Below are 25,404 nucleotides of genomic sequence, written 5' to 3' on the forward strand. Positions count from 1 at the left end.
CAAGGATTTCCGATCAGACCGGGTAGGAGGCTTCCACCACGGCAAGCGCTGCCATGTTGACGACGCCGCGCGAGGTGGCGGACGGCGACAGGATATGGGCGGGAAGCGCAGCGCCGAGCAGGATCGGGCCGACATGCAGCGAGTCCGTCATGGTCTTCACCACGCCGAGCGCGATGTTGGCGGCGTCGAGGTTCGGGAAGACGAGCAGGTTGGCTTCGCCCGTCAGCGTCGAATCCGGCATGACGCGATGGCGCAGCGCCTCGGAGATCGCGGCATCGCCGTGCATTTCGCCGTCCGCTTCCAGCGTCGGGTCCATGTCGCGCACCAGCGCCATGGCTTTGCGCATCTTGAAGGCGCTTTCCGAATCGCGCGACCCGAAATTCGAATGCGAGACGAGGGCGGCGCGCGGCGTGATGCCGAAGCGGCGGATTTCCTGGGCGGCCATCACCGTCATCTGCGCCACTTCCGCAGCCGTCGGCTCGCAGGTGACGTAGGTGTCGGTGAAGAAGGTCGCGCCGCGCTGCGAGATCAGCAGGCTGAGGGCGGAGAAATTCAGCACGCCGCCCTTCTTGCCGATGATCTGGCTGACATCGCGCATGTGGCGGGCATAGCGCCCTTCGACGCCGCAGATCAGCGCATCCGCCTCGCCGCGCTTGACGGCGAGCGCGCCGATGACCGTCTGGTTCGTGCGCACGATGGTGCGGGCGGCTTCGGGGATCACGCCCTTGCGGCCGACGATGCGGAAATAGTCGTCGACATAGTCACGGAAGCGCGGATCGTCTTCCGGGTTCACCACCTCGAAATCCACATGCGGGCGCACGCGCAGGCCGTAGCGCTTGAGGCGCGTCTCGATGATATGCGGGCGGCCGATGAGGATCGGCTTGGCGATCTCCTCCTCCAGCAGCACCTGGGCGGCGCGCAGCACGCGTTCGTCCTCGCCTTCGGCGAAGATCACGCGCTTCTTGGCAGCGTTCTTCGCGGCGGCGAAGATCGGCTTCATGATGAAGCCGGAGCGCCAGACGAAGCGGTTGAGCTGGTCGAGATAGGCGTCGAAATCGGTGATCGGGCGTGTCGCGACGCCGGTTTCCGCCGCCGCGCGCGCCACGGCCGGCGCGATGCGCAGGATGAGGCGCTGATCGAAGGGCGAGGGGATCAGGTAGTTCGGGCCGAAGCTCGGCGTGTCGCCGGAATAGGCGCGCGCGGCGACGTCCGACACTTCCTCGCGGGCGAGTGCCGCGATGGCGCGCACCGCCGCCATCTTCATCTCCTCGTTGATCGTGCGCGCGCCGCAATCGAGCGCGCCGCGGAAGATGTAAGGGAAGCAGAGAACGTTGTTGACCTGGTTGGGGAAATCCGAGCGGCCGGTGCAGATCATCGCGTCGGGACGCGCGGCGCGCGCCTCTTCCGGCATGATTTCCGGCGTCGGGTTGGCGAGCGCCATGATGAGCGGGCGCTCGGCCATGCGGGCGAGCAGTTCTGGCTTCAGCACGCCGGCGGCCGACAGGCCTAGGAAGACATCGGCGCCGTCGATCGATTCGGAGAGCTGGCGCTTGTCCGTCTCCTGCGCATAGACGGATTTCCACTGGTCCATCAGCGCTTCGCGGCCTTTGTAGACGAGGCCCTCGATGTCGTGCACCCAGATGTTCTCCACCTTGGCGCCGAGCACGACGAGCTGGTTGAGGCAGGCGAGCGCTGCCGCACCGGCGCCCGAGGCTACGATCTTCGCCTCATGCAGCGACTTGCCGGCAAGCTCCAGGCCGTTCAGCACCGCGGCCGCGACGATGATCGCCGTGCCGTGCTGGTCGTCGTGGAAGACGGGGATGTCCATCTTCTCGCGCAACTCGCGCTCGACCTCGAAACATTCCGGCGCCTTGATGTCTTCCAGGTTGATGCCGCCGAAGGTCGGCTCCAGGGCGGAGACGACATTGACCATCTCGTCGACGGTCGGCGCGTCGATCTCGATGTCGAAGACGTCGATGCCGGCGAATTTCTTGAAGAGCACCGCCTTGCCCTCCATCACGGGCTTGGAGGCGAGCGGGCCGATATTGCCGAGGCCGAGCACGGCCGTGCCGTTCGAGACGACGGCGACGAGGTTGGCGCGGGCCGTATAATCAGCGGCCGTGCTTGGGTCGTCGCGGATGGCGAGACAGGGGGCGGCGACGCCGGGCGAATAGGCGAGCGCCAGGTCGCGCTGGTTGCCGAGCGGCTTGGTGGGGGTGATCTCGAGCTTGCCGGGGCGGGGATGGCGGTGGAAGAAGAGAGCCTGCTGATCGATATCGCCGCTTGCGGGTCCGTCCTGCGTCCTCGATTTATCGCCCGTGCTCATGGTGCTCCCTGTCATATGCTGTTTTCGTTGCGGCTCTTTCTGCCATGAAACCGCCGCTACGTGAAGTTTCCGGAACATTCCATAAAGCCGCAATCAGCGACCTGTGCAATGCCTATTTGCGGACAGGAAATGCATAGGTGTGTCATCAATTTGAAACAGGAGTCTGGTTTTCAACGGAGCCAAAGCCGCCCGTTATGAAGATGTTTGCGGCGGCCGGCCACCCGGAGACCAAGGCATGACTGCGACCCTCGCCGACCCGAATGTCCGTCATTTCCGCACGCTGTTCATCTCGGATGTGCATCTGGGATCGAAAGCGGCCAAGGCGGATTTCCTGATCGATTTCCTGCGTCACCATGAAGCGGAGACGATCGTGCTCGTCGGCGACATCGTCGACGGCTGGCGCCTCAAGCGCAACTGGTACTGGCCGCAGGCCTTCAACGACGTCACGCAGAAGTTCCTGCGCAAGGCGCGCAAGGGCACGCGCATCATCTACATCCCCGGCAACCACGACGAATTCCTGCGCGAATTCCCCGGCACGCATTTCGGCGGCGTCGAGGTGGCGCAGCGCATCATCCATGAAGGCGCCGACGGCAAGCGCTACCTCGTGCTGCATGGCGACGAGTTCGACGTCGTGGTGCGCCACGCCCGCGTCGTCGCCTATCTCGGCGACTGGGCCTATGACGCCGCCATCGCCATCAACGTCGTCTTTGCCGCGGTGCGCCGGAGGCTCGGGCTGCCCTACTGGTCGTTCTCCTCCTGGGCCAAGCAGCAGGTGAAATCGGCGGTCAACTTCATCGGCGAGTTCCAGAAGGTGGTGGCCGAAGAGGCACGGCGCAACAATGCCGACGGCGTGATCTGCGGCCACATCCACCATGCCGTCATCACCGAGATCGACGGCATCCGCTACATCAACAGCGGCGACTGGGTGGAAAGCTGCACGGCGATCGCCGAACATCATGACGGCGAAATGGAACTGATCACCTGGCAGAAGATTTCGACCTCGACCGTGCCGGTCGCGCTCGCCTCGCGCAACATCGGCGCCATCGAGCCTGCCGGGGCGGAAGCCGCCTGACGCGGCGTTCCCGTATTGCCGCCGATTTCGGCCGCAATGGCGTCCGGTAGAAATAGCGGATTGGCGTAAGTACATCGGCGTGCTAGAGCCCGGAGCGTCTCCCAACGCAGGTTTCCCGCCAATGACTGCCCCTTCCGGGTTTACCGTGACCTCAGGCGCGCCGCCGTTCTTCGCCGCGCGCATCGCCCTCGTTTTCTGTGCGCCGATGATGGTCAACGGTATTGCGCTGCCGTTCTTTCCGGTCTGGCTCGAAACCTTGTCGATGAGCGATTTCCAGATCGGCATCGTGCTGGCCGTGCCGCTGTTCGTGCGCGTCTTCACGGCGCCGGTCGCCGGCATCATTGCGGACCGGATCGGCGAGCGCTCGATCGTGCTGATCTGGTCGGCGCTGCTTTCGCTTGCAACCGCGATCGCGCTCTTTGCAACCGGCTCCTTCTGGCCGGTGCTGCTGCTCTACACGCTGCAAGGTGCGGTCTATTCACCCTATGTGCCGATCACCGAGGCGATCATGCTGTCCGGCGTACGGCGCTGGAATTTCGATTATGGCAAGATGCGGCTCTGGGGCTCGCTCGCGTTCATCGTCGCGACGATGATCGGCGGCTGGCTTGCCGGGCTCTATGGCGGCGCCATGGTGCTGCCGGCGATGGCGGCCGCCTTCGTGCTGACGGTGCTCGGCGCCGTGATCGCCCCCAGGATCGGCAAGCCGCGCCGGCCTTCGCCGATCACTGCGATTGCCGAAGTGCCGCGAACGAGCACGCTGCGCCAAAGGGATGTGCAGCTCATGCTGATTGGCGTCTCCCTCGTCAATGCCAGCCACGCCATGCTCTTCGCCTTTTCGGCGATCTACTGGCAGAAGATGGGTTTCAGCGGCGTGGACGTCGGCATCCTGTGGAGCGCCGGCGTGCTGGCGGAGGTGGTTTTCTTCCTCTTTGCCGTCCAGCTTCGGCGGCGCTTCAACCTGTGGTCCATGATGATCTTCGGCAGCACGGTCGCCGTCGCCCGCTGGATCCTCTTTCCGATGGAAATGTCCTTCGCCGGCTACTTCATGCTGCAATGTCTGCATGCCTTCACTTACGCGATCATCCACATGAGCGTGCAGAGCCGGCTGGTGGAGCGCGTGGCGGAGGAGCAGGAGGCGGCCGCCCAGGGGCTCTATTTCTTCTACACCGGCATTTTCACGGCGCTCGCCACCTTCCTGTCGGGCTATGCCTTCAGCTGGTACGGCGTGCAGGGTTTTTACCTCATGTCGCTCGTCGCAGCGGCAGGCCTCGTCTCGGTCATTGCCGGCCGGCTCGTCGCACCGCATGCTCAGCCCCGGAGTGTCGCTTCCGGCGGATAGACGGAGGAGCCCTCGTAGTGCAGGCCGGGCTCCCGGTCTTTGGCAAGCAGCAGCGGGCCGTCGAGATCGACGAAATCGGCGCCCTGCGCCAGCAGGACGGCGGGCGCCATGCCGAGCGACGTGCCGACCATGCAGCCGACCATGATCTTGAGGCCATGCCGCTTTGCCGTCTCGCGCAGCGCCAGCGCCTCCGTCAACCCGCCCGCCTTGTCGAGCTTGATGTTGATCGCGTCATAGCGGTCGACGAGGCTCTCCACGTCCTCGGTGCGGTGCACGCTCTCGTCGGCGCAGACGGGAATGGGACGGGCGAGGCCGCGCAGGGCCGAATCATCGCCGGCCGGAAGCGGCTGCTCGACCAGCGCGATGCGCGCCTCGGCGCAGATCGAAAAATGATGAGCGAGGTTTTCTGCCGTCCAGCCCTCGTTCGCATCGAGGATGATGGCGCTTTCCGGCGCCCCGGCGCGCACGGCGCGGATGCGCGCGGCATCGTCCGCTGTCCCGACCTTTACCTTGAGCAGCGCCCGCCAGGACTGTTCCGCCGCCTGCCGCTGCATGGCTTCGGGCTCGCCGAGCGAGAGCGTATAGGCGGTGACGAGGTTTTGCGGGGCGCTCGTGTTGATCACCTGCCAGGTCGGCACGCCGGAGAGTTTGGCTTCGAGATCCCAGAGCGCGCAGTCGAGCGCGTTGCGCGCCGCCCCGGCTGGCATGACCCGGGCGAGTTCCTCGCGGCCGATGCCGTCCTCGACCGCGCCGCGCATCTCTTCGATGGCCGCGAGCACGCCGGCGACCGATTCGCCGTAGCGCGCATAGGGCACGCATTCGCCCCGGCCGATAAGGCCTGAAGCGCCGATCGTGCAGGTCACCACCTCGGCCATCGTCTTTGCGCCACGCGAAATGGTGAAGGTTCCGGCAATCGGGAAGGTTTCCGGCGTGGCGAGCAAGGTGCGGTGCATTGTGTCGATCCTGGCATGGTCCCCGAAAAAATCGAGGCGTGGCGCGGCTTTTGCCGGTTCGTTCGGTGACAGAGGGGCGACGAGCCGATAAGACAGGCGCATGTTGTCCCCAGCACACGGGAAGATGCAAGAGACTTGACCGCCGCTGCCCGTACCTCACTCGACATCGCGACCGAAAGCCTGCCCGGCAATGGCGGGGAGATCTGGCGTCTCACCGGCGAATGGGTGAACGCGTCCGCAGTTGCCGCCAGCAAGCGGCTCGCGGAGCTTGGCCGCGGGCAGGGCGGCGCGTTGGAGATCGACCTCAGCGGTGTCGCGGCCATGGATACCGCCGGTGCCTGGCTGCTGCGCCGCGCGATCACCGAGCGGCAGGCCGGTGGCGCCGATGTGAGCCTCACCGACCGCGAGGGCGCCAACTACGCCGACTTGATCTCCGCCCTGCCGGAAAAGCTCGCCGAGCCCGGCGACGGTGACGGCGAGCGCAAGACGCTGTTCGAGCGCGTTTTCGAACCTGTCGGCCGTGTCATGGTGGAGGTGTGGGACGACACGGTCGCCGCCATGTTCATCCTCGGCTCGGCGGTGCGCGGCGCCCAGCTCAAGCTTGGCCGGCAGAGCGGCCTGTCGCCGGCGGCGATCGTCCACCAGATCGACCGCATGGGCGTGCGCGCCGTGCCGATCATCCTGCTGATGTCCTTCCTGATCGGCGCGATCATCGCGCAGCAGGGGGCCTTCCAGCTCCGTTATTTCGGCGCGGAAGTCTTCGTCGTCGACCTCGTGGGCATTCTCCAGCTGCGCGAAATCGGCGTGCTACTCACCGCCATCATGATCGCCGGCCGCTCTGGCAGCGCAATCACCGCCGAAATCGGCTCGATGAAGATGCGCGAGGAGATCGACGCGCTGAAGGTCATGGGCCTCAGCCCGATCGGCGTGCTGGTGTTCCCGCGGCTCGTGGCGCTGACGATTGCGCTGCCGCTGCTCACCATTATCGCCAACTTCGCGGCGCTGCTGGGGGCCGCCTTCGTCTCCTGGTCCTATTCCGGCATCACCTTCGATACGTTCCTGTCGCGGCTGCGCGAGGCGATCGACCTTTCGACGATCGTTTCCGGCATGATCAAGGCGCCCTTCATGGCGCTGATCATCGGCATCGTCGCCTCCGTGGAAGGCTTGAAGGTGGGCGGCAGCGCCGAATCGCTCGGCCGCCACGTCACGGCCGCCGTGGTGAAGTCCATTTTCGTGGTCATCCTCGTCGACGGCCTTTTCGCCATGTTCTACGCCGCAATCGACTTCTGAGGACACTGATGGATCAGGTTTCGGCAAAACAGGACGACGTGGTGCTTTCGGTGAAGGACCTGACCGTCGGCTTCGGCAGCAATGTCGTGCTCGATGAGCTCAACCTCGACATCTATCGCGGCGAGATTCTCGGCTTCGTCGGCGCGTCCGGCACCGGCAAGTCGGTGCTGATGCGCACGGTCCTGCGCCTGCTGCCGCGCCGCTCCGGCGCCATCCGCATCTTCGGCGTGGACTTCGACAAGGCGACGGAAGAGGAGCGGCTCCGGCTCGACATGAAGCTCGGCGTGCTTTTCCAGCACGGTGCGCTGTTTTCCGCGCTGACGGTCAAGGAGAATATCCAGGTGCCGATGCGCGAATATCTCGACCTGCCGCAGGCGATGATGGACGAGCTGGCGCGGCTGAAGATCGAGCTGGTGGGCCTCGCGCCGGAAGCAGCGGACAAATATCCGTCCGAACTTTCCGGCGGCATGATCAAGCGTGCGGCACTGGCGCGTGCGCTGGCGCTCGATCCAAACCTCGTTTTCCTCGATGAGCCGACCTCCGGTCTCGACCCGATCGGCGCGGCCGAATTCGATGAGCTGATCGCCAAACTGCGCGACACCCTGGGACTGACCGTGTATATGGTGACTCACGATCTCGACAGCCTGTTTTCGGTCTGCGACCGCATTGCTGTTCTCGGGAACAAGAAAGTCATGGTCGAAGGCACGATCGAGGACATGCTGGCCTTTGACGATGCGTGGGTGCAGTCCTATTTCCAGGGCAAACGCGCGCGGTCGATCGTCCGCAATGCGTGAAGGAGTGTCCGGGGCTTTTTCGCCCCGGTGGATGGATTTGCGAGCAGGATAACCGGAACGCATGGAAACGAAAGCCAACTACGCCCTTGTCGGTTTCTTCACCGTGCTCGTCATGGCCGCCGCCTTCGCCTTCGTCTACTGGATGTCGCAATATGGCCGCGGCGGCGAGATGGCGCAGCTCGCGATCCGCATTCCGGGCTCCGCGAACGGCCTCAGCATCGGCTCCCCGGTGCGCTTCAACGGTATCCCCGTCGGCTCGGTGCGCAGCCTCGCGATCGATGCCGAAGACCCGCGTTTCTCCGTCGCCATGACGGAAGTCTCGACCAGCGCGCCGGTCAAGAAGTCCACGACGGCGGTTCTGGAAGTACAGGGGCTGACCGGTGCGGCTTACATCGAGCTTTCGGGCGGCAATGGTGGCGACGAGAACATCCTTCGCCAGGCCTTCGACAGCGAAGTGCCGGCGGTTCTCAAGGCCGAACAGTCGAGCGTGACGAACATCCTGTCGACAGCCGACAAGATCCTGAAACGCGCCGACACGGCGATTACCGATATCCAGGGTTTCGTCGCCGATGCGCGCGGGCCGCTTACCACGACGATCCGCAATGCCGAGCAGTTTTCCGGCTCGCTCGCCCGCAACGGCGAGAAGATCGACGAATTCCTGCAAAGCGTCGGCGGCCTGTCTGAAACCTTCCGCAATCTTTCGACCCGGCTCGATACGACGCTCGCCTCCGTCGACGACCTGATCAAGGCGGTCGATCCCAAGAAGGTCGAAGACTTCGTCGGCAATGTCGACAAGATCAGCAAGGACATTGCGGACGCCTCCGGCGATATCAAGACCACCGTCGAAGGGTTCCGCAAGACGGCCGAGACCTTCGACACCTTCGGCAAGCGGGCGACGACGACGCTCGACAAGGTCGATGGCCTGATCGCCGCAGTCGACCCGCAGAAGGTCGGTGGCGCGATCGACAATATCTCGGTCGCGACCGCGGATGCGCGCAAGGCCATCGCCTCGGTGACGGGTGTCGCCGACCGCATTGGCGCGCGCAAAGAGGATATCGACCAGATCATCACCGACGTGCAGCAGATGTCGAACAAGTTGAACGCCGCCTCCACGCGCGTCGACGGCGTGCTCGCCAAGCTCGACGGCTTCCTGGGCGAGGGCGATTCCGAATCGCTCTTCGCGGAAGCCAAGGCGACGCTGCAATCGATCAAGCAGGCGGCGGACACGCTGAACGGCCGGATCGGCCCGATCGCCGACGGGCTGCAACGCTTCTCCGGCTCCGGCCTGCGTGACGTCGAGGCGCTGGTGCTCGATACGCGGCGCACGATCCAGAATCTCGACAGCGCGATCTCCGGTTTCGAGCGCGATCCGCAGCGCCTGCTCTTCGGCGGCGAGACGGTCAAGCAGTATGACGGCCGCACAAGGCGTTGATTTCGCCCGCAAGTGTGGCCCTATCTCCACAATGGTTAACAGCCGGATGCCGGACGCGATTTTGTCCGCCTCCGCAACCGTGACAGCGTGCCATGCCCCTGATACAGATTCGTGGCGTAAGGGTTTGAGGACGACATGACGGTATCGGGTATGGGTTTGTTGCGGAACGGGACTGCGGCGCGCGCCGCGCTGATCGCCGTTCTGGCTGCCACGCTTGCCGCCTGCGGCAGCACACAGGCCAAGAACGACACCTACGCGCTCTCTTCCACCGCTTCGGTGCAAGGCCCGTCGGCCAAGAACAGGCAGATCCTCGTGCCGCAGCCGTCCGCGCTGAAGGCGCTCGACAGCGGGCAGATCGTCATCCGCCCGTCCCCCTCGGAAATCCAGTATCTCGCCGGCGCTCAATGGAGCGACAGCCTGACCAAGATGGTGCAGGCGAAGCTCGTGCAGGCGTTTGAAAATACCGGCCTTGTCGGCGGCGTCGGCAAGCCGGGCGAGGGCCTGGCGATCGACTACCAGGTCGCCACCGATATCCGCACCTTCGAGGTGGAGACCGCCGGCGCGGATACCGCCGTGGTGGAGATTTCCGCAAAGCTGCTCAACGATCGTAACGGCACGGTTCGGGCGCAAAAGGTTTTTCGCGCGGCAGTGCCGGTTGGCGGAACGGGAAACACGGCCTTCGTGAAGGCGCTCGATGCGGCCTTCGCCGCGGTCACCGCCGACATCGTGGGCTGGACGCTCGCCGCGATCTGATCATGCATTCGTGAGAATCAAAAAAGGCCGTGCGCTGCGGATCGCAGCGCACGGCCTTGTCACATCAGGCGCCCTGCACGCCCTGAATGGCCGAGACCTTCCACTCGGCGCCGTTGCGGCGCACGAAGGTCCAGATTTCGACGGCCTCTGTAAGGTTGTCTGGATCGCCGGAGACAAGCTTGCCGGTCGCGCGGTCGCGCATCACGTCGATTCTCTCGTAGCGCATGGCCACCGTCGCATAATCGTCCGCGCCTTCACTCCAGGCCTCCGCAACGTCGCCCTGCACGAGGTGGATGTCGCGCACCTCGTTCTTCAGGCCCTGCGTGGCGTTGTCGCTGAGCTCTTCGGCGAGATAGGACATCGCCTCCGGCGTGGTGATCTGGCGCAGCGTGCGGAAATCTTCCGCGGCATAGGCCGCCTGCAATTCCTTCAGGAGGCCCTCGAACTGTTGGAGGTCTTCCGGCTTGACGCCGATCTCGTCGCCGCCGGCTTTCGGCTGCACCGCCGCTGCTGCCGCCTGGCGATTGCCGCCGCCGATGCGCGGGATTTCGAAATCCGAGCCGCCAGTCTGATAGGCGTTGCGGGCCTGCGCATTGCCGGGGCCGGCATAGGCGGGCGCGTTCTTCTGCGCGAACATACGGCGCAGGAACAGGAAGACGCCGGCGATCAGCAGCACTTGCAGGATGAGGCCGAGGAAGCCGATGCCACCGCCGAGGCCCTGGCCGAGCAGCATACCGACGAGGCCGCCGAGCATCAGGCCGCCGATGAGCGAGCCGCCGAAGCCGCCGAACAGGCCGGGGCGCTGGCCATTGGCCGTCGTGGTGCGGTTTGCCGAGGGCTGGGCGGACTGCTGGCGCGTCATGGTGCGGTCGATCGGCTGGGCATCCAGCGGCGCGGTGCGCGTCGTCGAGGGCGTCTGGAAGGTCCGGGTGCCGCGGCTGCCGAAACCACCGCCGGCGCGGCGTGCTTCCGCAAAGTCGACCATCGTCATCATCACCATGACCGCCACCGCGATCGTCGCCAGAAACCGTGCAAAGCCCTGTATCAAGATCATTTCCGTCTCTCTTCCCATGCGCCGACCGGCGCGTCGAAACGCATATAGAGGGTAAGAGCGCGGAATTTAAGGGTTTTGACCGCGAAAAGACGCCGTGATCGTTCACAAAAACGAGACGGCCGCCCGGAGGCGGCCGTCTCTGTTCGTTTTTTCGCCAAAGCGATGCGCTTCGGCCGGAAATGCTTAGCTGAAGCGGCCTGCCGCGTGCGCCAGCATGGTGTAGACCTTGCCGGTGTCGGAGGTGAGGTAGGTCTGCGTCATCACCTTGTCGCGGTCGTTGCGGGCGACGTCGGCGAGCAGCTTTTCAAAATCGGAGATGTAGCGGTCGACCGCAGTGCGGAATTCCGGCTCGCGCTCGTATTTGCGCTTGATCTCGTCGAAGGTCTGCTGGCCCTTCAGCGTATAGAGGCGGCGTGTGAAGACGTCACGCTCGCCCCGCTGGTAGCGCCGCCACAGGTCGACCGAGGCATCGTGGTCGATGGCGCGGGCGATATCGACGGAGAGCGAGTTCAGCGATTCGACGACGTGGCGCGGGTTGCGGGTGTCGGCCGGGCGGGCCGCCTGGGCGTCGCCGCGCGGCTGGGCGAACTGGGCTTCCTCGCGGGAGACGGCGCCGCGCAGCAGGTCGCGCATCCAGCCGCCTTCGCCAGCGGTCTTGTTTTCCGCCTCTGCGGCGCGCTGCGGCACCGTGGCGGTCGCCGCACGCTCGAGGCCGAGGCTGCCGCGCAGCGGCACGCTCTCCTCGCGGCGCGGTTCTGCGCGGGTTTCCTGCACCGGCTGCTGCACGGCCTTGGCCTGGACCACGGCCGGGCGCGAGACTTCCAGCGCCGAGGAAGACTTGCCGATAATGTCGGAAAGGTCCTGCAGCGCCTTGATCTGCTCGCTGACGGCACGGCGCATCTGCGCGGCGTTTTCCTTGGCTTCTTCCGGCAGGTCGAAGGCGCCGCGCTTCAGTTCGCCGCGCGTCTGGTCGAGTTCCTTGCGGATATCGGTGGCGGCGCGGCGGATTTCCTCGGTGGCGCCAGAGAACTTGCCGACGGCTTCCTCGACGGCCTGGCGCAGCGTTTCGCGCATGACGGTCGTGGCGGCGTCGGATTTCTTGCCGGATTCGGTGAGCAGGCGATCTACATCGGAGAGCGAGGCGCCGACGCTGCCGCGCAGGCGGTTCGCCACTTCCTTGGTGCGTTCCTCCGCACGGTTGAATGCGCCCTCGACGGACTGGCTTGCTTCCTCGCCGGCCTTCACCATCGAATCACGCAGTGCTGTGGCCGTGGCTTCTGCGCGCTTCTCGGTCTCGCCGAGAATGCGGCCGACATCGGCAAACGAGCTCTGGATGCCGCCGCGCAGGTTGCTGGCGATGAGGCCGGAGCGTTCCTCGGCGCGGCTGAACACGCCCTCGACCATGCCTTCGAGCGACTGCATGGTCTTCTCGATCTCTTCCGAGCGCTGCACGAGGCCAACGGAGAGCGAGCGCAGCGCGTCCTGGCGTTCTTCCAGCGTCGAGACGAGGTTCGACTGGGCGGCGGCGAGCAGGTCGGAGGCCTGCGACAGGATCTTCGAGTGATCCTCGAAGCGCCCGACGATGCCGCCGATCTGCGACAGCGTGCCGGAGGAGATGTCGGAGAGGCGATCGACCTTGCCTTCGAGCAGGCGCGACGTGGTGGCAACCATGTCGGCCGCGCGGTCGGCGGAGGCGGAGAAGCGCTCGGTGGTCGTGGTCAGCTGCTCGTCGACGGCGCCGAGCGTCTGGCTTGCGGCATCGACGAGGCCGGCGATCGCGCCGTTGCTTTCCGAGAGGCGGGCGATCAGGCTCAAGACATTCGCCTGCAGGCCGCTTTCGATCTCGCGCATCTGGCCGGCGGCTTCTTCCGTGCGGCTGGAGATGGCGGCGAGCGTATCGGCGGTGCGGGCGGAGATCGCGTTGATGAGCGCGGCGTTCTCGTTGCGCATGCGGTCGGCGCTTTCGCGGGCAACGCCGCTGAGGCGCTCGGCCCCCTCGCGGGTGACACCGCTCAGACGTTCTGCACTCTCCTGAGCGACGCCGCTCAAGCGCTCGGCAGCCTCGCGGGCGACGCCGGTGATGCTTTCCGCAGCCTCGCGGCCGACGGCGGCATAGTCGTCGATGACCGGGCGGGCTTCCTCGTTGATCAGGCGCGACAGTTCTTCCGTGCGGCTGGCCAGCATGGAGTTCAGTTCGCGCGTGCGCTCGTCGAGCGTCGAGCGGATCGACGCGCCCCGGGCTTCCAGCGCCTTCTCGACCTCGCCGAGGCCGGTGCGCAGCGACTGCGCCTGGCCGGCTAGGCGGTTTTCGGTCTCGGCGAAGCGGGCGACGGCGGCCGTGGTGGTTTCGTCCACGGCGCGCGTGAAGGCTTCGTTGCGGGCGGAAAGGTTGCCGGCGAATTCCTCACCCGTGCGGGCGATGGTTTCGGCGGCGCGCTGGGCTTCCGCACCCATGTCCTGGGCCGCGCGGGAAACCGCGCCGCGCAGCGACGAGCTGAGGCTGGCGAATTCCTCGCCGGTCTTGGCAAGCGATTGGGCCGAGCGGATCGCTTCTGCGTCCATGTCCTGCGCGGCCTGTGACACGGCTTCGCGCAGCGTGTGGGCGAGGCCCGCGGCCTTGCCGTCGATCGTGCGGTTGACGCTGTCGAGACCGATGGTGAGCGCCCGGTCCATGGTGCCGAGGCGTTCCTCGATGCGGCCGGTCTTCTCGTCGATGGTGACGCCGATGCGCGTGGCGGCTTCGTCGGTGACGCGCTCGATCTGGCTGGTGCGTTCGGCGAGCGTTCCATCGATGCGTTCGGCCGCTTCGCCGGCAAGGCGCGCGATCTCGCTGCCGCGTGCGGCAAGCGTGCCGTCGATCAGCGAGGTGGCCTCGCCGACAGCGCGCTGGATTTCGCCGGCGCGGGTGACGAGGGCGCCATCCATGCGTTCGGCAGCTTCATTGACGCTGCGCTCGATCTGGTCTGCACGGCCGTTGAGGGTCTCCTCAAGGCGGTCTGCTGCCTGGCCGGCGACGCGGGTGAGCTGCTCGGCGCGGCTGGCAAGCGTACCGTCGATGCGATCGGCGGCTTCGCCGGTGACGCGGGCGATCTGTTCGGCGCGGTTGGCGAGCGAACCGTCGATACGGTCGGCGGCTTCGCCGGTCACCCGTTCGATATCCGTGATGCGGCCCGACAGGGCACCTTCGATGCGCAGCGCGGCATCGGCGCTGACGCGCTCGATATCGGTAACGCGGCCGGCGAGCGTCGCTGCGATGCGCGCCGTCGTCTCGTCGCCGATGCGGTCGACCTCGGCCATCGGGCGGGAGAGGGCGTCGGAGACGCGCAGCGACACATCGCTGCCCACGCGGTCGAGATCGGAAAGGCGTTCTGACAACGTATCGGAGATGCGCAGCGCCGCCGTATCGACGATGCCGGAGACGTTGTCGACGCTGTGTTCGATGCGGGCTTCGAGCTTGCCGAGGTTTTCCTCCAGCCGGCTGCCCGTCGTGTCGAAGCGGGTGGCGACGCTGTCGACGGTCTGTTCCATGCGGTTGCCGAAGGTGACAGCGGCCTCGGCAATCTTCGAAGAGCTTTCGATGAGCCGTTCGGCGACGACACCCGCACTTTCGCGCACACGCTGGTCGAGCACGGCGGCGCTGCCGTCGATGGTGCGGCGCAGTGCTTCCTCGTGCTGCTCCATGGTCAGTTCCAGCATGCCGGCGCTGGTGGCGATCGACGTGCCGATCGTGGTGACCTGGTCGTTGAGGGTCTCGGTGAGGTGGTTGCGGCCCTCGGTGATCGCAAGGTTGATCGCGTTGATGCGGTCGTCGAGCGTCGCGCGGATCTCCTCATGGGTGGAGGTCAGCGAACCGGCAAGCTCGGAGGCGCGGCCGGAAAGCTGCTCCATCGACATTTCCAGCATGCCGGCGCTGGTGGCAATAGAGGTGCCGATCGAGGTGACCTGGTCGTTCAGCGTCTCGTTGAGGTGGTTGCGGCCATCGGTGATCGCGGCATTGATCGCGTCGATGCGGTCGTCGAGCGTCGCGCGGATCTGGTCGTGCGTGGAGACGAGGGAACCCGTCAGCTCCGAGGCACGGCCGGAAAGCTGCTCCATCGACATTTCCAGCATGCCTGCGCTGGTGGCAATGGAGGTGCCGATCGAGGTGACCTGGTCGTTCAGCGTCTCGGTCAGCTGGTTGCGGCCCTCGGTGATCGCGACGTTGATGGCGTTGATGCGGTCGTCGAGCGTCGCGCGAATCTGCTCCTGGGTGGAGACGAGCGAGCCGGCAAGCTCCGAAGCACGGCCGGACAAGGCTTCCGCGATGTTGGCGGCACGGCCGGAAAAGGCTTCGGCGAATTCGGCCGCCTGGCCGTGCAGCACGCCGCCAAGCTGCTGGGTACCTTCGGACAGCACTGTCTCGACGCGGTTTGCAGCCGCGTCGATCGACGACTGCATGGAACCCGCGCTGTTGGACAGCACCGAGGCGAGGTTGGCCGTGCGGCCGGTGATGACCTCGTCGATCTGGCGGGCGGCGCCGGTCAGCGCGTTCTCGACGCGGCTGGCGGCCGAGCCGACCGACTGTTCGAGCTGGTTGCCGGTCTCGTTCAGCATGGAGGAGAGAGCGGCGGTGCGCTCGGAAAGCGCATTGTCGATGCGGCCGTGGCTGGCGGCGATGGTGGAGGTGATCTGGTCGGCGCGCGCACCGAGCGCGTCTTCCATGCGGGCCTGGGCGGCCTCGATATCGGTGGCAATGGCCGTGCCGCGGCTGTCGAGCGCCTGCGTCAGGCGGCGTTCGCTGCTCGAAATGCTTTCGACCAGCGCTTCGGCGCGGGCACCAAGGGCGTTTTCCATGCGTGCCTGGGCGGCTTCGATATCGGTGGCGATGGCCGTGCCGCGGCTGTCGAGCGCTTCCGTCAGGCGGCGCTCGCTGCCCGAGACGCTTTCGGCGAGTGCCTCTGCGCGGGCGCCAAAACCGGTTTCGATGCGGTTCTGCACGTCGGCGAGGCCGCCGAGCAGGGCTGCGGACTTTTCCGAGAGCACCGAATTCATGCGCTCATGCGCGCCGGTGACGGCATTCGTAATGGCGTCGGCGTGGCCGGTCACGGCGCTTTCGAAGACTTCCTGGCCGGTGCCAAGCGTCGTCGCAAGCGCGAAGGACTGGTCGGTCAGCGTGTTGCCGAGGCGGTCGATGCTGGACGTGAGAATGCCGTCGATCGCCTCATGGCCGCTGGCGACGGTCTCGTTGATGCGGGCGAGGCTTTCCATCAGCTTGGAATCGAGCGAACCGGCGCGCTGGTCGAAGGCGGTGGCGAATTCCTCGACGCGCTGGTCGAAGGCGCTGGCGATCTGGCCGACGGTCGCCTGCATGCGCTCGTCGAAGAAGCCGGAGCGCAGGTCGAGGTCCATGACCGTGTCGTCGGCGGCGTTCTTCAGGCTCTGGCGGAACTGCGCGCCCTTTTCGTCGAGGGCCGCGTTCATCGATTCGAGAACATGGTCGAGGCCGCCGGTGACGGCCTGCTGGCCGATCGACAGGCTTTCGCTGATCTCGCGGGTGCGGGCGATCAGCGTCTCGTTGAGCTGCTTGGCGCGCTCGTTCAGCGCCGCGTTCAGCTTCTCCGTGTTGGTGTCGAGCGAGGTGGCGCGGGTCTCGAACTGGTTCAGCAGGTCCCGGCCGCGCGAATCGAGGCTCTTGGTCAGGTGGTCCAGGCGGGTGTCGAACTCCTGGGCGAGCGCGAGGCCGGAGGAGGAGAGGGTGGATAGCAGGCTGTCGGTGCGGGCCGAAAGCATGGCGCCGATCGTCTGCGTCGCGCTGTCGGACTTTTCCATCAGCATGGCGGCGCGGGTGTCGAGCATGGAGGCGAAGGCTTCGCCCGACGTCGCAAGGCGGTTCGTGATGCTCTCGCCGGCGCTTGCCAGCTCATCCTTCAACTGTTCGTGCGCGCCGGAAATCGACGAGCGGACGCGTTCTGCATGGCTGACGATCGCCTCGCGCTCGGAGCCGAGCTCCTGCACGAGCGTGCGCACGCGCATTTCATTGTCGGCGTAGCTGCGTTCCAGCGCGTTCACTTCGGAATGCACGAGGGTTTCGAGTTCGGTGGCGCGCGCGATGGTGCGCTCGATGCCTTCGTTCATCGCCGAGACTTCGCGGCGCACGGCCTGGCCGACGGTCATGATGCGGTCGGTGGCGACGGTTTCCGGTTCGGACAGGCGAAGGGCGACTTCCGCCATGGAGCGGGCGGCGCTGCGCAGCTCATGGGCGCGCGAAATCATGATGGCGAAGGCGAAGAACAGCATGATCGGCATAACGATGGCGACGAGCATGCCGATGGCGCCGGGCAGCGCCACGAGGTCGGCGACCGAGCGGATCTGCCAGATCTGCGGTGCATAAAGCAAGTTTGCGACGCCGAGGCCGCCGATGACCCAGAGAACGGACATCAGGATGGCCATGCGGATCGAAGTGCGGCCGGAGCGCACGTCGAGCGACTTGAGAATCGCGGCGGGCGTCTTGCGCGAACCGTCATTGGCCGGCTGGAAGGTCGGTGTCTTCGGTGCGGGATCAGGCGTCAGGCTGCGCGCCGTCTCGCCGGAGGCCGGGCGCGTGGCGGGCTTTTCCTGCGTCTTGTTCGGAATGCGACTTGCTGGTTCAGACACATGGGCCTCCGAAGCGTCCTTCTTCGAGGGCGTCTCCGGCGCTAGATCGTCAAAGTCGATTTTAAGTGCCTCTTCGAGGGCCTGAAAGGCCTTGTCGTCGATCGACTCGGTGGACTTGTTCGTCGCCATGCGGTTACGCCTCGTTACCATGTCCGGGATCGGGCTTCATACGCGCTGCCGCTGCTCAGGCGCATTCGAACCGTCCGGTTGGTGGCCGGTCTTGCTGCTTACCCTCATGGCAAGCAGCGTCCGGACCGCCGTTCATTCCAATTCGCTCGATAGACCGAAAAGGCGAAGCGGTGTATCTCCGCCCACGGCTTATCCACCGGCACTATCCGGTCGTATCGTAGTGACACATTAGCCTGTATCACACAATTCATTGCCATCTCCCTTAGGTCGAAACTTAACAGGAAGTTAACATTCCACAGATTTGTATCGCGATGGAATAGTTATGAAAAAGGCAATTTTTCAGCCGTTAACCATAGTTTGCGATTCATGCCCCTTTTGCGCCGCCTTTTAATCGGATAGGCGCGCCGGCCACGCAGAATGGCGGTCCATGTCCCTGCCGGTTGCAGGCCAGGCGCCCGGACCGCTTCGACATCTGCGTGCATCACAACGAAACAAGCGTACGTAGCGTATATAAGGATATTGGCAAATGGCAGCGCTCAACATCGCATTCGAGGCGCCCGACAATGCAGGCGGCATGTCCCATTCCGGGGGACGGCCGATCGATCTGATACACCTTGCGCGCCAGACCATGGGCGACAAGGCACTGGAACTGGAAGTGCTGCAGATGTTCGCGCGGGCCGCCCGCGAGAGCATGAAGGAGCTTGCGGCCTCCGAAGGCGAGGCCCGCGCCGCCGTCGCGCATCGCCTGAAGGGGTCCGCCCAGTCGGTCGGCGCCACCGTCGTCAGCAAGGCTGCCGAGGCGCTGGAGGCAAACCCGGCCGATGCGATCGCGCTTGCCGCCGTTGCCGCCGCCGTCGTCGAAGCGGAAAATTTCATCCTCAAACTCTGCCGCTGATCGTCGCAGGCTCGCCGCCCGGACGTGGCGCGGTGGGCAAAGCCGATGGCGCGTCCGGACCTGCCATGGCCCTGCCGGGCGCGCGATGTTGACTGGGAAGGGGTTTTGTTGGAAACAACCGCCGGAAAACCGGCGGTTCGGCACCGTCCCTTCGCCGGCCAGTCTTTCGCCTCCTCGGGCAGCCTACAGGATCCGGACCCATCATGAGCAAACTCACCATCGTCGCCTTCGACGGCACGCGCCACGAACTGGATGTCGCCAACGGCTCCACGGTCATGGAGAATGCCGTGCGCAACTCCGTGCCCGGCATCGAGGCCGAATGCGGCGGCGCCTGCGCCTGCGCGACCTGTCATGTCTATGTCGACGACGCGTGGAGCGGCACCGTCGGCCCGCCGGAAGCGATGGAAGAGGACATGCTGGACTTCGCCTACGACGTCCGCCCGACCTCGCGGCTCTCCTGTCAGATCAAGATGTCGGATGCGTTTGACGGGCTCGTGGTTCACGTCCCGGAACGCCAGGCCTGACATCTCCCATTTTCGCTGGAGTTCTTTTTTCGCATCTGCCCTTCCGGCAGAAGGACGGCGCACGGCTATACGGTGTCTTCTCGACGCGTGAAGAAGAGAATCGGTTGTTCTGCAGGCCGGAAAGAATAGAGGGACAAAAAAAGAGCCTCGCCGGTCGATAAGGACGAGCGAGGCCAGGAGGGCGCATCGCAGACAGGAGAGGGAGGAGACACCTGCTGTTAAGATAAGGACGCGCCAGGAGAACCTGTTACAAACCGTTTCATGCAACTTCGGGAAGGAAAATCGTCTTCCCGTTCACTGTTGAAATGAAGATACGGTGATTTGCGGATTTGCGCTATCGCTAAAACTAACCATTAATTTCATGCATGCGCAGGCACCCGGGCCTTGCCCCGGTCCGAATCCATTAAAACTCTTTCAAGAAATACATGCGCCGCCGGCTTTTACTCGCCGCGGTTCTTCAGCCGGTGCACAAGGAGCCGCATCATGCGGTCGTTGAAGTTCTTCGATTCGACGCGGTCGAACCGTGCCTGGTCGGCATCGTGTTTCGTCACGGCATCGGCCGTCACCCGGTCGACACGCGCCTGCATGCGCTCGCAGTCGGATTCGGGGCGCAGCTTTTTCAGATCGCGCTCCAGGCCGCGGGCATGCTGGCGGGCGATCTCGGCATGGCGCTCCTCGTGGCGGCGGATGTCGCTTGCCAGCGTATCCCAGATGAGGGCGAGCGAGGCGGTCGTGCGGTTGCGGTTCTTCCAGCGCGGCAGGATGATCTGGGTGGAAAGCGTCACCTTCGCCTCGCCGACCGCACAACGGCTGCCGCGGCGCACATAGGTGACCGAGCCGCCCCATTTGATCTTGGTGGCGCCGGGATGGCGCGCGCCGCTGTGTTTCATCATCGGGCCGCGCTTCGACAGTTCCGCATCGAGTTCCGCGGCGGTATGTCCGCCGACGGAGAAATAGGCGAAGGTCTTCGACGTGATCGTCTGGGCGGCGGCCGGCTGAAGAGCGAGGCAGGTGAGGGCGGCAACGGCCATCAGGCGAGCGATGGTCTTCATTCGGTTCCGTATTCCTTTCGCCATCGGGTGTGCCCGATGCAGTGCCGGCGGACGGCGCCGGTTGAACTTCCCTTAAGCTTGGGGCATAGGCTCGGCAAGCGCAACACTCTTTCCCCGGCGCTGGTTAATTGCGGAAGGAAACCGCCATGTTCTCGCCGTTCGATCCGTTCCGCTGGGCGCTCGCCCATGGCCGGTTTCTGGAGCTCGGCCCGCGCGGCATCCTGATGGCGATCGTCAACGTGACGCCCGATTCTTTCTCCGACGGCGGAAAATTCGACAGCGCGGACGCGGCAGTGGCGCAGGCGATCCTCTGTCTGGAACAGGGCGCCGAAATCGTCGATATCGGTGGCGAATCGACCAGGCCCGGCGCCGCCCCCGTGACGGCGGCCGAGGAGCAGGATCGTATCCTCCCGGTCATCGAGGCGCTGGCCGGCACGACGGACGCCATCCTCTCCGTCGACACCTTTCGCGCCGAGACGGCCCGGCTCGCCATTGCCGCCGGCGCGCATATCGTCAACGACGTGCACGGCCTGCAGCGCGAGCCCGACATTGCCCGGGTGGCCGCGGAAAGCGGCGCTGGGCTCTGCATCATGCATACGGGCCGCGACCGCGAGAAACGGCCGGATGTGGTGGAGGACCAGTATCTCTTCCTCGGCCGTTCGCTGGAGATCGCCCGCGAGGCCGGCGTGGCGCGCGAGGCGATGGTGCTCGATCCGGGCTTCGGCTTTGCCAAGGATACCGACGAAAATCTCGAACTGATGGCGCGTTTCGGCGAGCTTTACGGTTTTGCGCTGCCTATTCTCGCCGGCACCTCGCGAAAACGCTTCGTCGGCGCGGTCACGGGGCGCGATGCGGCCGACAGGGATGTCGGCACCGCCGCGACGACGGCGCTGCTGCGGGTCGCAGGGGCTGCGGTCTTCAGGGTGCACGATGTCGCAATCAACAGGGATGCGCTCGCCATTGCCGATGCTATGCTCGCCGCAGGGCGCACGGTGAAGGTGCGCGAGGCGCGCGTCGCAGAACCGGCCAGACAGGAAAGATCATGACCACCACCTACACGATCACGCTCAAGAACTGCGCCTTCTTCGCCCGCCACGGCCTGCACGACGCGGAAGAATTTTTGGGCCAGCGATTCTTCGTCGATGCGGAGCTGGAGGTGCGGCCGCTGCGCCCGCTTTCCGACGATGCGATCGAATCGACCGTCGACTATGGCGTGGCCTTCCAGGAGATCGAGAAGATCGTCACCGGCCAGCGCCGCTACCTCATCGAGGCCCTAGCGCAGGAGATCGCCACCGTGCTCTGTGCCCGCTTCCCGCAGATTTCGCGCGCGCGCATCACGGTGCGCAAGCCGAATGCGCCGGTGCCCGGCGTGCTCGATTACGTGCAGGTCACGGTCGACCATGCCGTCTGAACCCTTCCGCCAGGCCTCGCTCGGCCTCGGCGGCAATATAGGCGATCCGGTGCGGGCGATGGCGCAAGCGCTCCAGGCGCTCGATGCGCGGCCCGACTGCCGCGTCACGGCCGTGTCCAGGCTCTATCGTACGCCGCCCTGGGGCAAGACGGACCAAGACTGGTTCTTCAATGCCTGCGCGCTGGTCGAGACGCTGCTGGAGCCCGAGCCGCTGCTCGATACGTGCCTCGGCATCGAGCGCGACATGAAGCGTGAGCGCAAGGAGCGCTGGGGCCCGCGCACCATCGATATCGACGTTCTGACGTTTGAGGGTGTCGCGCAGGCCGGTGGGCGGCTGGAACTGCCGCATCCGCGCATGACAGGCCGCGGTTTCGTGCTGATGCCGCTCGCCGACGTCGCGCCTGCGCTGGAGGTGCAGGGGCGCACGGTCGAATCCTGGCTGAAGGATGCGGATGTCGCGGGTATCGAGCCCGCGAGTGCCGGCGCCGGCTGGTGGAAGATTACTTGATCGAACCGACGGCGATGTCGTCGAGGTTACGGTCGAGCGAGACGCCGATGACCGGGATCATCTTGTTCTCGACCTTCACCGAGATGGTGATGTTCAGCTTGTTGTCGCTTTCGAGGCGCGCGATCATCGCGCCGTTCAGCTTCTGACGGTTGATGCCCATGACGACCTTGTTGCCGTTGACCTGGCCCGAGGTGATGTCGAGGCCCTTGCCGGCTGCGCCGTCGAGGAACTTGCCCTTGTAGGTGCTGCCTGCCTTGCTGATCAGCGCCGACATCGGCTGCTTGAAGACACCGACGCGGCAGAAGCCGTCAAGCTGGATGCCGGCGCCCTTGGCGGGTGCCGTGTCGCCCGTCAGGTCGCAGGAGAATTTTGTGCCCTTGTACTTGCCGGCGACGATTTCGCCCTTGCCCTGCCAGTTGCCGGTGACCTGCTCGAAGAAGGCCTTGTCGCGCGAGCCGGCGGACGCCGGAACCGCGACGGTGGTGGCTGCGAGGAAGGCCGCTACGGAGGCGCGGGCGATCAAAGAGGTGCGCGAGAACATGAACGATCCTTGATGGGCGACGGCCATCTGGCCTGCTGATGTGCGATGAGATTTGCGCGAAAATGGTTAATGGACGGTTTCCGTCAGCCTTGCCCTTCGTCATTTGATGGGATGGGACACCCTGAAAACCGGGGTGTTGCAGCGAGGTCACGCCTCGTCGCGGCGGCTGGCCGAGGTGCCTGGCGTCAGATCACCGATGAAATCGCCGATGCCGGGGCGTTTCAGCGCACGGAAGGGCATCGGGCGGCAGAGGTCCATGGCGGCAATGCCGATCCGTGCCGTCATCAATCCATTGATGACGCCCTCACCGAGCCGGGCGGAGAGTTTTGACGCCAACCCATGGCCCAGCACCTGCTGCACCAGACTGTCACCCATGGCGATGGACCCGGTGACGGCGAGGTGCGCGACCACATCGCGCATCAGGCGCAGCATGCCGATCTTGCCGGGCCTTCCCCCGTATAGCTCGGCCATTCCGCGCACCAGCCGGCTGCTTTCGTAGATGACGTAGCCGAGGTCGACCAGCGCGCGCGGACTAACGGCCGTGACGATGGAGACGCGCTTGGCGGCGCCAAGAATCAGGGCGCGCGCCTCGCGGTCGAGCGGGCCCATCAGTTCGCGTTCGGCGAGGTCAACAAGATGGACCGCATCGATGATTTCGCCCTCCGTCTCGACAAGCCGCGCCCGGCCGCGCGCCGTTTGCGGTCGAGCGGAGAGTAGCTGCACCAGCCGGGCGACGATGGCGCGGCCGACCGACGGCGTCGGCGACAGGGTGGCGTCTACAACGTCGCGCTTCAGATCCTGCACGGCTGCCAGCCGCCTGAGGCCTATGAGTTCGCGCAGCACGAGGCCAAGGACGGCGAGGACGGCGACGGCCGCGGCACCGATCGCCAGATAACCGAGCCAGTCGTTGCGGCTGAACAAATCGCGGATCAGCGAATCGACCCAGAGACCGATCGCAAGCGAGACAAGCAGGCCAAGCGCGCCGAAGGCGATGCGGCCGAGCGTGAGGCGGCGACGACGCGGGGTGGCGACCGGGGTCGCAAGCTCCGGCACGTCGGCCGTCGTCGCGATGAAGGGGTCCTCGGCATCCGGCGTCAGCCGGACGGCCTCGTCGAAGGCGGCGGGCGCGCGCGGTTTGGCGCGTTCCGGCGTGGTATCGGCGGGCAGCGAGAAGGCGGCGGGCTTGCGCGGACGGTCGTTCATGCGAGCCGGTCTCCGATCAGATATTGCAGCGCCCGGTCGAGCCGGATGTGGGGCACGGACAATTTCAGACCGCCGCCCGTCTCCTCGATATGCGGCGGGCGGAAGCGCACGAAGTTCAGGAGATGCGGCGGTTCGCCTTCGGGCGCGGCGTCAAGCGCTTTGAAAAGTGAATCCGGATTCTCCGGCAAGTCCCCGGGAAATATCGCTGTTTTGCGTTCGCCGTCGAAGACCTCGCCATTGATCCGCTCGCCCGCCATCGGCGTGCCGACGATGACCGGCAGCACCTGTCCGTCATGCGGCACGGTCGCCTCGCGGGTGGCGCGCACGGAGGCGAGCGCCATCACCTCGATGCCGGCGCCGCTCATGCCGATGCGCGCGATGGCGCGTTCGACGAGCCGGCGCGTGACCGCTTCCAGCCGCGCATGGCTTTCATGGTGCAGGTGGTCGGCCTTGGTGGCGGCAATAACGATGCGGTCGATGCGGCGCGTCACGAAGGACGACAGAAAGTTGTTGGAGCCAGCGCGAAAACAGTCGAGCACGTCGCCAAGCGCGCGCTCCAGGTCGTGCACGGCCTCCGCGCCGCGGTTGATCGCCTGCAGCGCGTCGATCAGCACGATCTGCCGGTCGAGCCGGGCGAAATGCTCGCGGAAGAACGGGCGCACCACATGCGTCTTGTAGGCCTCGTAGCGCCGCTCCATCATCGCATGCAGCGAACCCTTGGCGGGGCTGCCCTTGGGAAGGTTCGCCAGTGGCGCGAAGGTGAGCGCGGGCGAACCTTCGAGATCGCCGGGCATCAGGAAGCGGCCCGGCGGCAGCGTCGAGAGCGAACGTTCGTCGGATTTACAGGCCTTCAGATAGGCGGTGAAAGCGTCGGCGAGCGCGCGGGCGGTCGCCTCCTCTCCGCTCGCCGCCGGATCGACGGTGGCGGATAACGCCAGCCAGTCGCGCGCCAGTTCCGCGCGGATGCCGGAGCCGGCGAGCGCTACGGTATTCTCGCTGAAGGTGCGAAAATCCTGCGCCAATAGCGGCAGGTCGAGCAGCCATTCGCCGGGATAGTCGACGATGTCGATCGATAGGTTGCCGGGCGAGAACAGCCGGCCCCAGCCGGACGCGCTCTCATAATCGAGCGTGATGCGAAGCTGCGAGATGGCGCGGGTCGAATCCGGCCAGACGCGATCGGCGACCAGCGCGCGGATATGGTCCTCGTATTGAAAACGCGGCACCGCGTCGTCCGGCTGCGGCTCCAGCCGGATTTTTGACACGCGGCCCGAGCGTCCGGCCTCGAACAGCGGCAGGCGGCCGCCGTTCAGCAGATTGTGCACGAGCGAGGAGATGAAGACCGTTTTTCCGGCGCGCGACAGCCCCGTCACGCCGAGGCGGATCGACGGGTTGACGAGATTGGTGGCGCGCCCGGTCAAGGCGTCGAGCGCGAGCAGGGCTTCGTCGGTGAAGGAGGTCAGGCTAGGGGGCAAGGTCTCTTTCCAGCATCGAAAGC

19 protein-coding genes are annotated in these 25,404 nt (G+C 65.6%); 11 read left to right on the forward strand and 8 right to left on the reverse strand.

The genetic code is table 11. The features are described from left to right. Positions 1-13: 13 nt before the first annotated feature. Positions 14-2,326, reverse strand: coding sequence for an NADP-dependent malic enzyme (locus tag J2Y63_RS17475; protein ID WP_435267119.1), 2,313 nt, complete (start codon positions 2,324-2,326; stop codon positions 14-16). Between the two features lie 235 nt (positions 2,327-2,561). Between J2Y63_RS17475 and J2Y63_RS17480 the strand changes: the two genes are divergently transcribed. Then, positions 2,562-3,398 (forward strand): UDP-2,3-diacylglucosamine diphosphatase, encoded by an 837-nt coding sequence (locus tag J2Y63_RS17480; protein WP_256115643.1) that lies wholly within the window; start codon positions 2,562-2,564, stop codon positions 3,396-3,398. 121 nt (positions 3,399-3,519) lie between these two features. After that, positions 3,520-4,737, forward strand: coding sequence for an MFS transporter (locus J2Y63_RS17485; protein ID WP_435267120.1), 1,218 nt, complete (start codon positions 3,520-3,522; stop codon positions 4,735-4,737). On the opposite strand, the gene dgcA is transcribed toward J2Y63_RS17485, so the two are convergent. Beyond that, the gene (dgcA, locus tag J2Y63_RS17490) at positions 4,707-5,690 is read right to left on the reverse strand and encodes an N-acetyl-D-Glu racemase DgcA (protein ID WP_435267121.1); all 984 of its coding nucleotides are present in this window, start codon (positions 5,688-5,690) and stop codon (positions 4,707-4,709) included. The genes J2Y63_RS17485 and dgcA overlap by 31 nt on opposite strands. Positions 5,691-5,891: 201 nt before the next feature. Between dgcA and J2Y63_RS17495 the strand changes: the two genes are divergently transcribed. The 4 genes from J2Y63_RS17495 (at position 5,892) to J2Y63_RS17510 (ending at position 9,959) form a co-directional block, all read left to right on the forward strand. Continuing rightward, a complete protein-coding gene (locus tag J2Y63_RS17495) occupies positions 5,892-6,980 on the forward strand; it encodes an MlaE family lipid ABC transporter permease subunit (protein ID WP_435267210.1) in 1,089 nt (362 codons plus the stop codon). Between the two features lie 8 nt (positions 6,981-6,988). Further along, entirely contained in the window at positions 6,989-7,774 is a 786-nt protein-coding gene (locus J2Y63_RS17500) for an ABC transporter ATP-binding protein (RefSeq protein WP_435267122.1), read from the forward strand. Between the two features lie 61 nt (positions 7,775-7,835). Further along, positions 7,836-9,206: an MlaD family protein gene (locus J2Y63_RS17505; protein ID WP_435267123.1), complete on the forward strand. Its 1,371-nt coding sequence runs from the start codon at positions 7,836-7,838 to the stop codon at positions 9,204-9,206. A 135-nt stretch (positions 9,207-9,341) separates the two neighbouring features. Then, entirely contained in the window at positions 9,342-9,959 is a 618-nt protein-coding gene (locus J2Y63_RS17510; RefSeq protein ID WP_435267124.1) for an ABC-type transport auxiliary lipoprotein family protein, read from the forward strand. A 64-nt stretch (positions 9,960-10,023) separates the two neighbouring features. On the opposite strand, the gene J2Y63_RS17515 is transcribed toward J2Y63_RS17510, so the two are convergent. Together J2Y63_RS17515 and J2Y63_RS17520 are read right to left on the reverse strand one after the other, a co-directional pair. Continuing rightward, positions 10,024-11,013, reverse strand: coding sequence for a Tim44 domain-containing protein (locus tag J2Y63_RS17515; protein WP_435267125.1), 990 nt, complete (start codon positions 11,011-11,013; stop codon positions 10,024-10,026). Between the two features lie 183 nt (positions 11,014-11,196). Then, the gene (locus J2Y63_RS17520; protein WP_435267126.1) at positions 11,197-17,775 is read right to left on the reverse strand and encodes a kinesin; all 6,579 of its coding nucleotides are present in this window, start codon (positions 17,773-17,775) and stop codon (positions 11,197-11,199) included. Between the two features lie 526 nt (positions 17,776-18,301). Between J2Y63_RS17520 and J2Y63_RS17525 the strand changes: the two genes are divergently transcribed. Further along, on the forward strand, positions 18,302-18,670 hold the full coding sequence (locus J2Y63_RS17525) for an Hpt domain-containing protein (protein ID WP_435267127.1): 369 nt from the start codon (positions 18,302-18,304) through the stop codon (positions 18,668-18,670). 203 nt (positions 18,671-18,873) lie between these two features. Continuing rightward, entirely contained in the window at positions 18,874-19,194 is a 321-nt protein-coding gene (locus J2Y63_RS17530; protein ID WP_256115651.1) for a (2Fe-2S)-binding protein, read from the forward strand. 440 nt (positions 19,195-19,634) lie between these two features. Here the strand turns inward: J2Y63_RS17530 and J2Y63_RS17535 are convergent, their stop codons facing one another. Continuing rightward, on the reverse strand, positions 19,635-20,246 hold the full coding sequence (locus tag J2Y63_RS17535; protein ID WP_256115652.1) for a DUF922 domain-containing Zn-dependent protease: 612 nt from the start codon (positions 20,244-20,246) through the stop codon (positions 19,635-19,637). 146 nt (positions 20,247-20,392) lie between these two features. Here J2Y63_RS17535 and folP point away from each other — a divergent pair, with 146 nt between their 5' ends. The 3 genes from folP to folK are packed head-to-tail and all read left to right on the forward strand — an operon-like array spanning position 20,393 to position 22,165. After that, positions 20,393-21,292, forward strand: a complete 900-nt coding sequence (gene folP, locus J2Y63_RS17540) for a dihydropteroate synthase (protein WP_435267128.1) — start codon at positions 20,393-20,395, stop codon at positions 21,290-21,292. After that, complete coding sequence (gene folB, locus J2Y63_RS17545) at positions 21,289-21,657, forward strand: dihydroneopterin aldolase (RefSeq protein WP_023512200.1); 369 nt, start codon at positions 21,289-21,291, stop codon at positions 21,655-21,657. Before folP ends, folB begins: the two co-directional genes overlap by 4 nt. Then, the gene (folK, locus tag J2Y63_RS17550) at positions 21,647-22,165 is read left to right on the forward strand and encodes a 2-amino-4-hydroxy-6-hydroxymethyldihydropteridine diphosphokinase (RefSeq protein ID WP_435267129.1); all 519 of its coding nucleotides are present in this window, start codon (positions 21,647-21,649) and stop codon (positions 22,163-22,165) included. The genes folB and folK overlap by 11 nt, the downstream gene beginning before the upstream one ends. On the opposite strand, the gene J2Y63_RS17555 is transcribed toward folK, so the two are convergent. The 3 genes from J2Y63_RS17555 to J2Y63_RS17565 form a co-directional block, all read right to left on the reverse strand. Next, the gene (locus J2Y63_RS17555; RefSeq protein ID WP_256115655.1) at positions 22,158-22,706 is read right to left on the reverse strand and encodes a hypothetical protein; all 549 of its coding nucleotides are present in this window, start codon (positions 22,704-22,706) and stop codon (positions 22,158-22,160) included. The genes folK and J2Y63_RS17555 overlap by 8 nt on opposite strands. A 147-nt stretch (positions 22,707-22,853) precedes the next feature. Beyond that, complete coding sequence (locus J2Y63_RS17560) at positions 22,854-23,909, reverse strand: YcjF family protein (RefSeq protein WP_435267130.1); 1,056 nt, start codon at positions 23,907-23,909, stop codon at positions 22,854-22,856. Next, the gene (locus J2Y63_RS17565) at positions 23,906-25,381 is read right to left on the reverse strand and encodes a YcjX family protein (RefSeq protein WP_435267131.1); all 1,476 of its coding nucleotides are present in this window, start codon (positions 25,379-25,381) and stop codon (positions 23,906-23,908) included. Before J2Y63_RS17565 ends, J2Y63_RS17560 begins: the two co-directional genes overlap by 4 nt. Positions 25,382-25,404: the final 23 nt, after the last annotated feature.

It is taken from the genome of Shinella sp. BE166 (genome assembly GCF_051201095.1).
Classification (GTDB): domain Bacteria; phylum Pseudomonadota; class Alphaproteobacteria; order Rhizobiales; family Rhizobiaceae; genus Shinella; species Shinella lacus.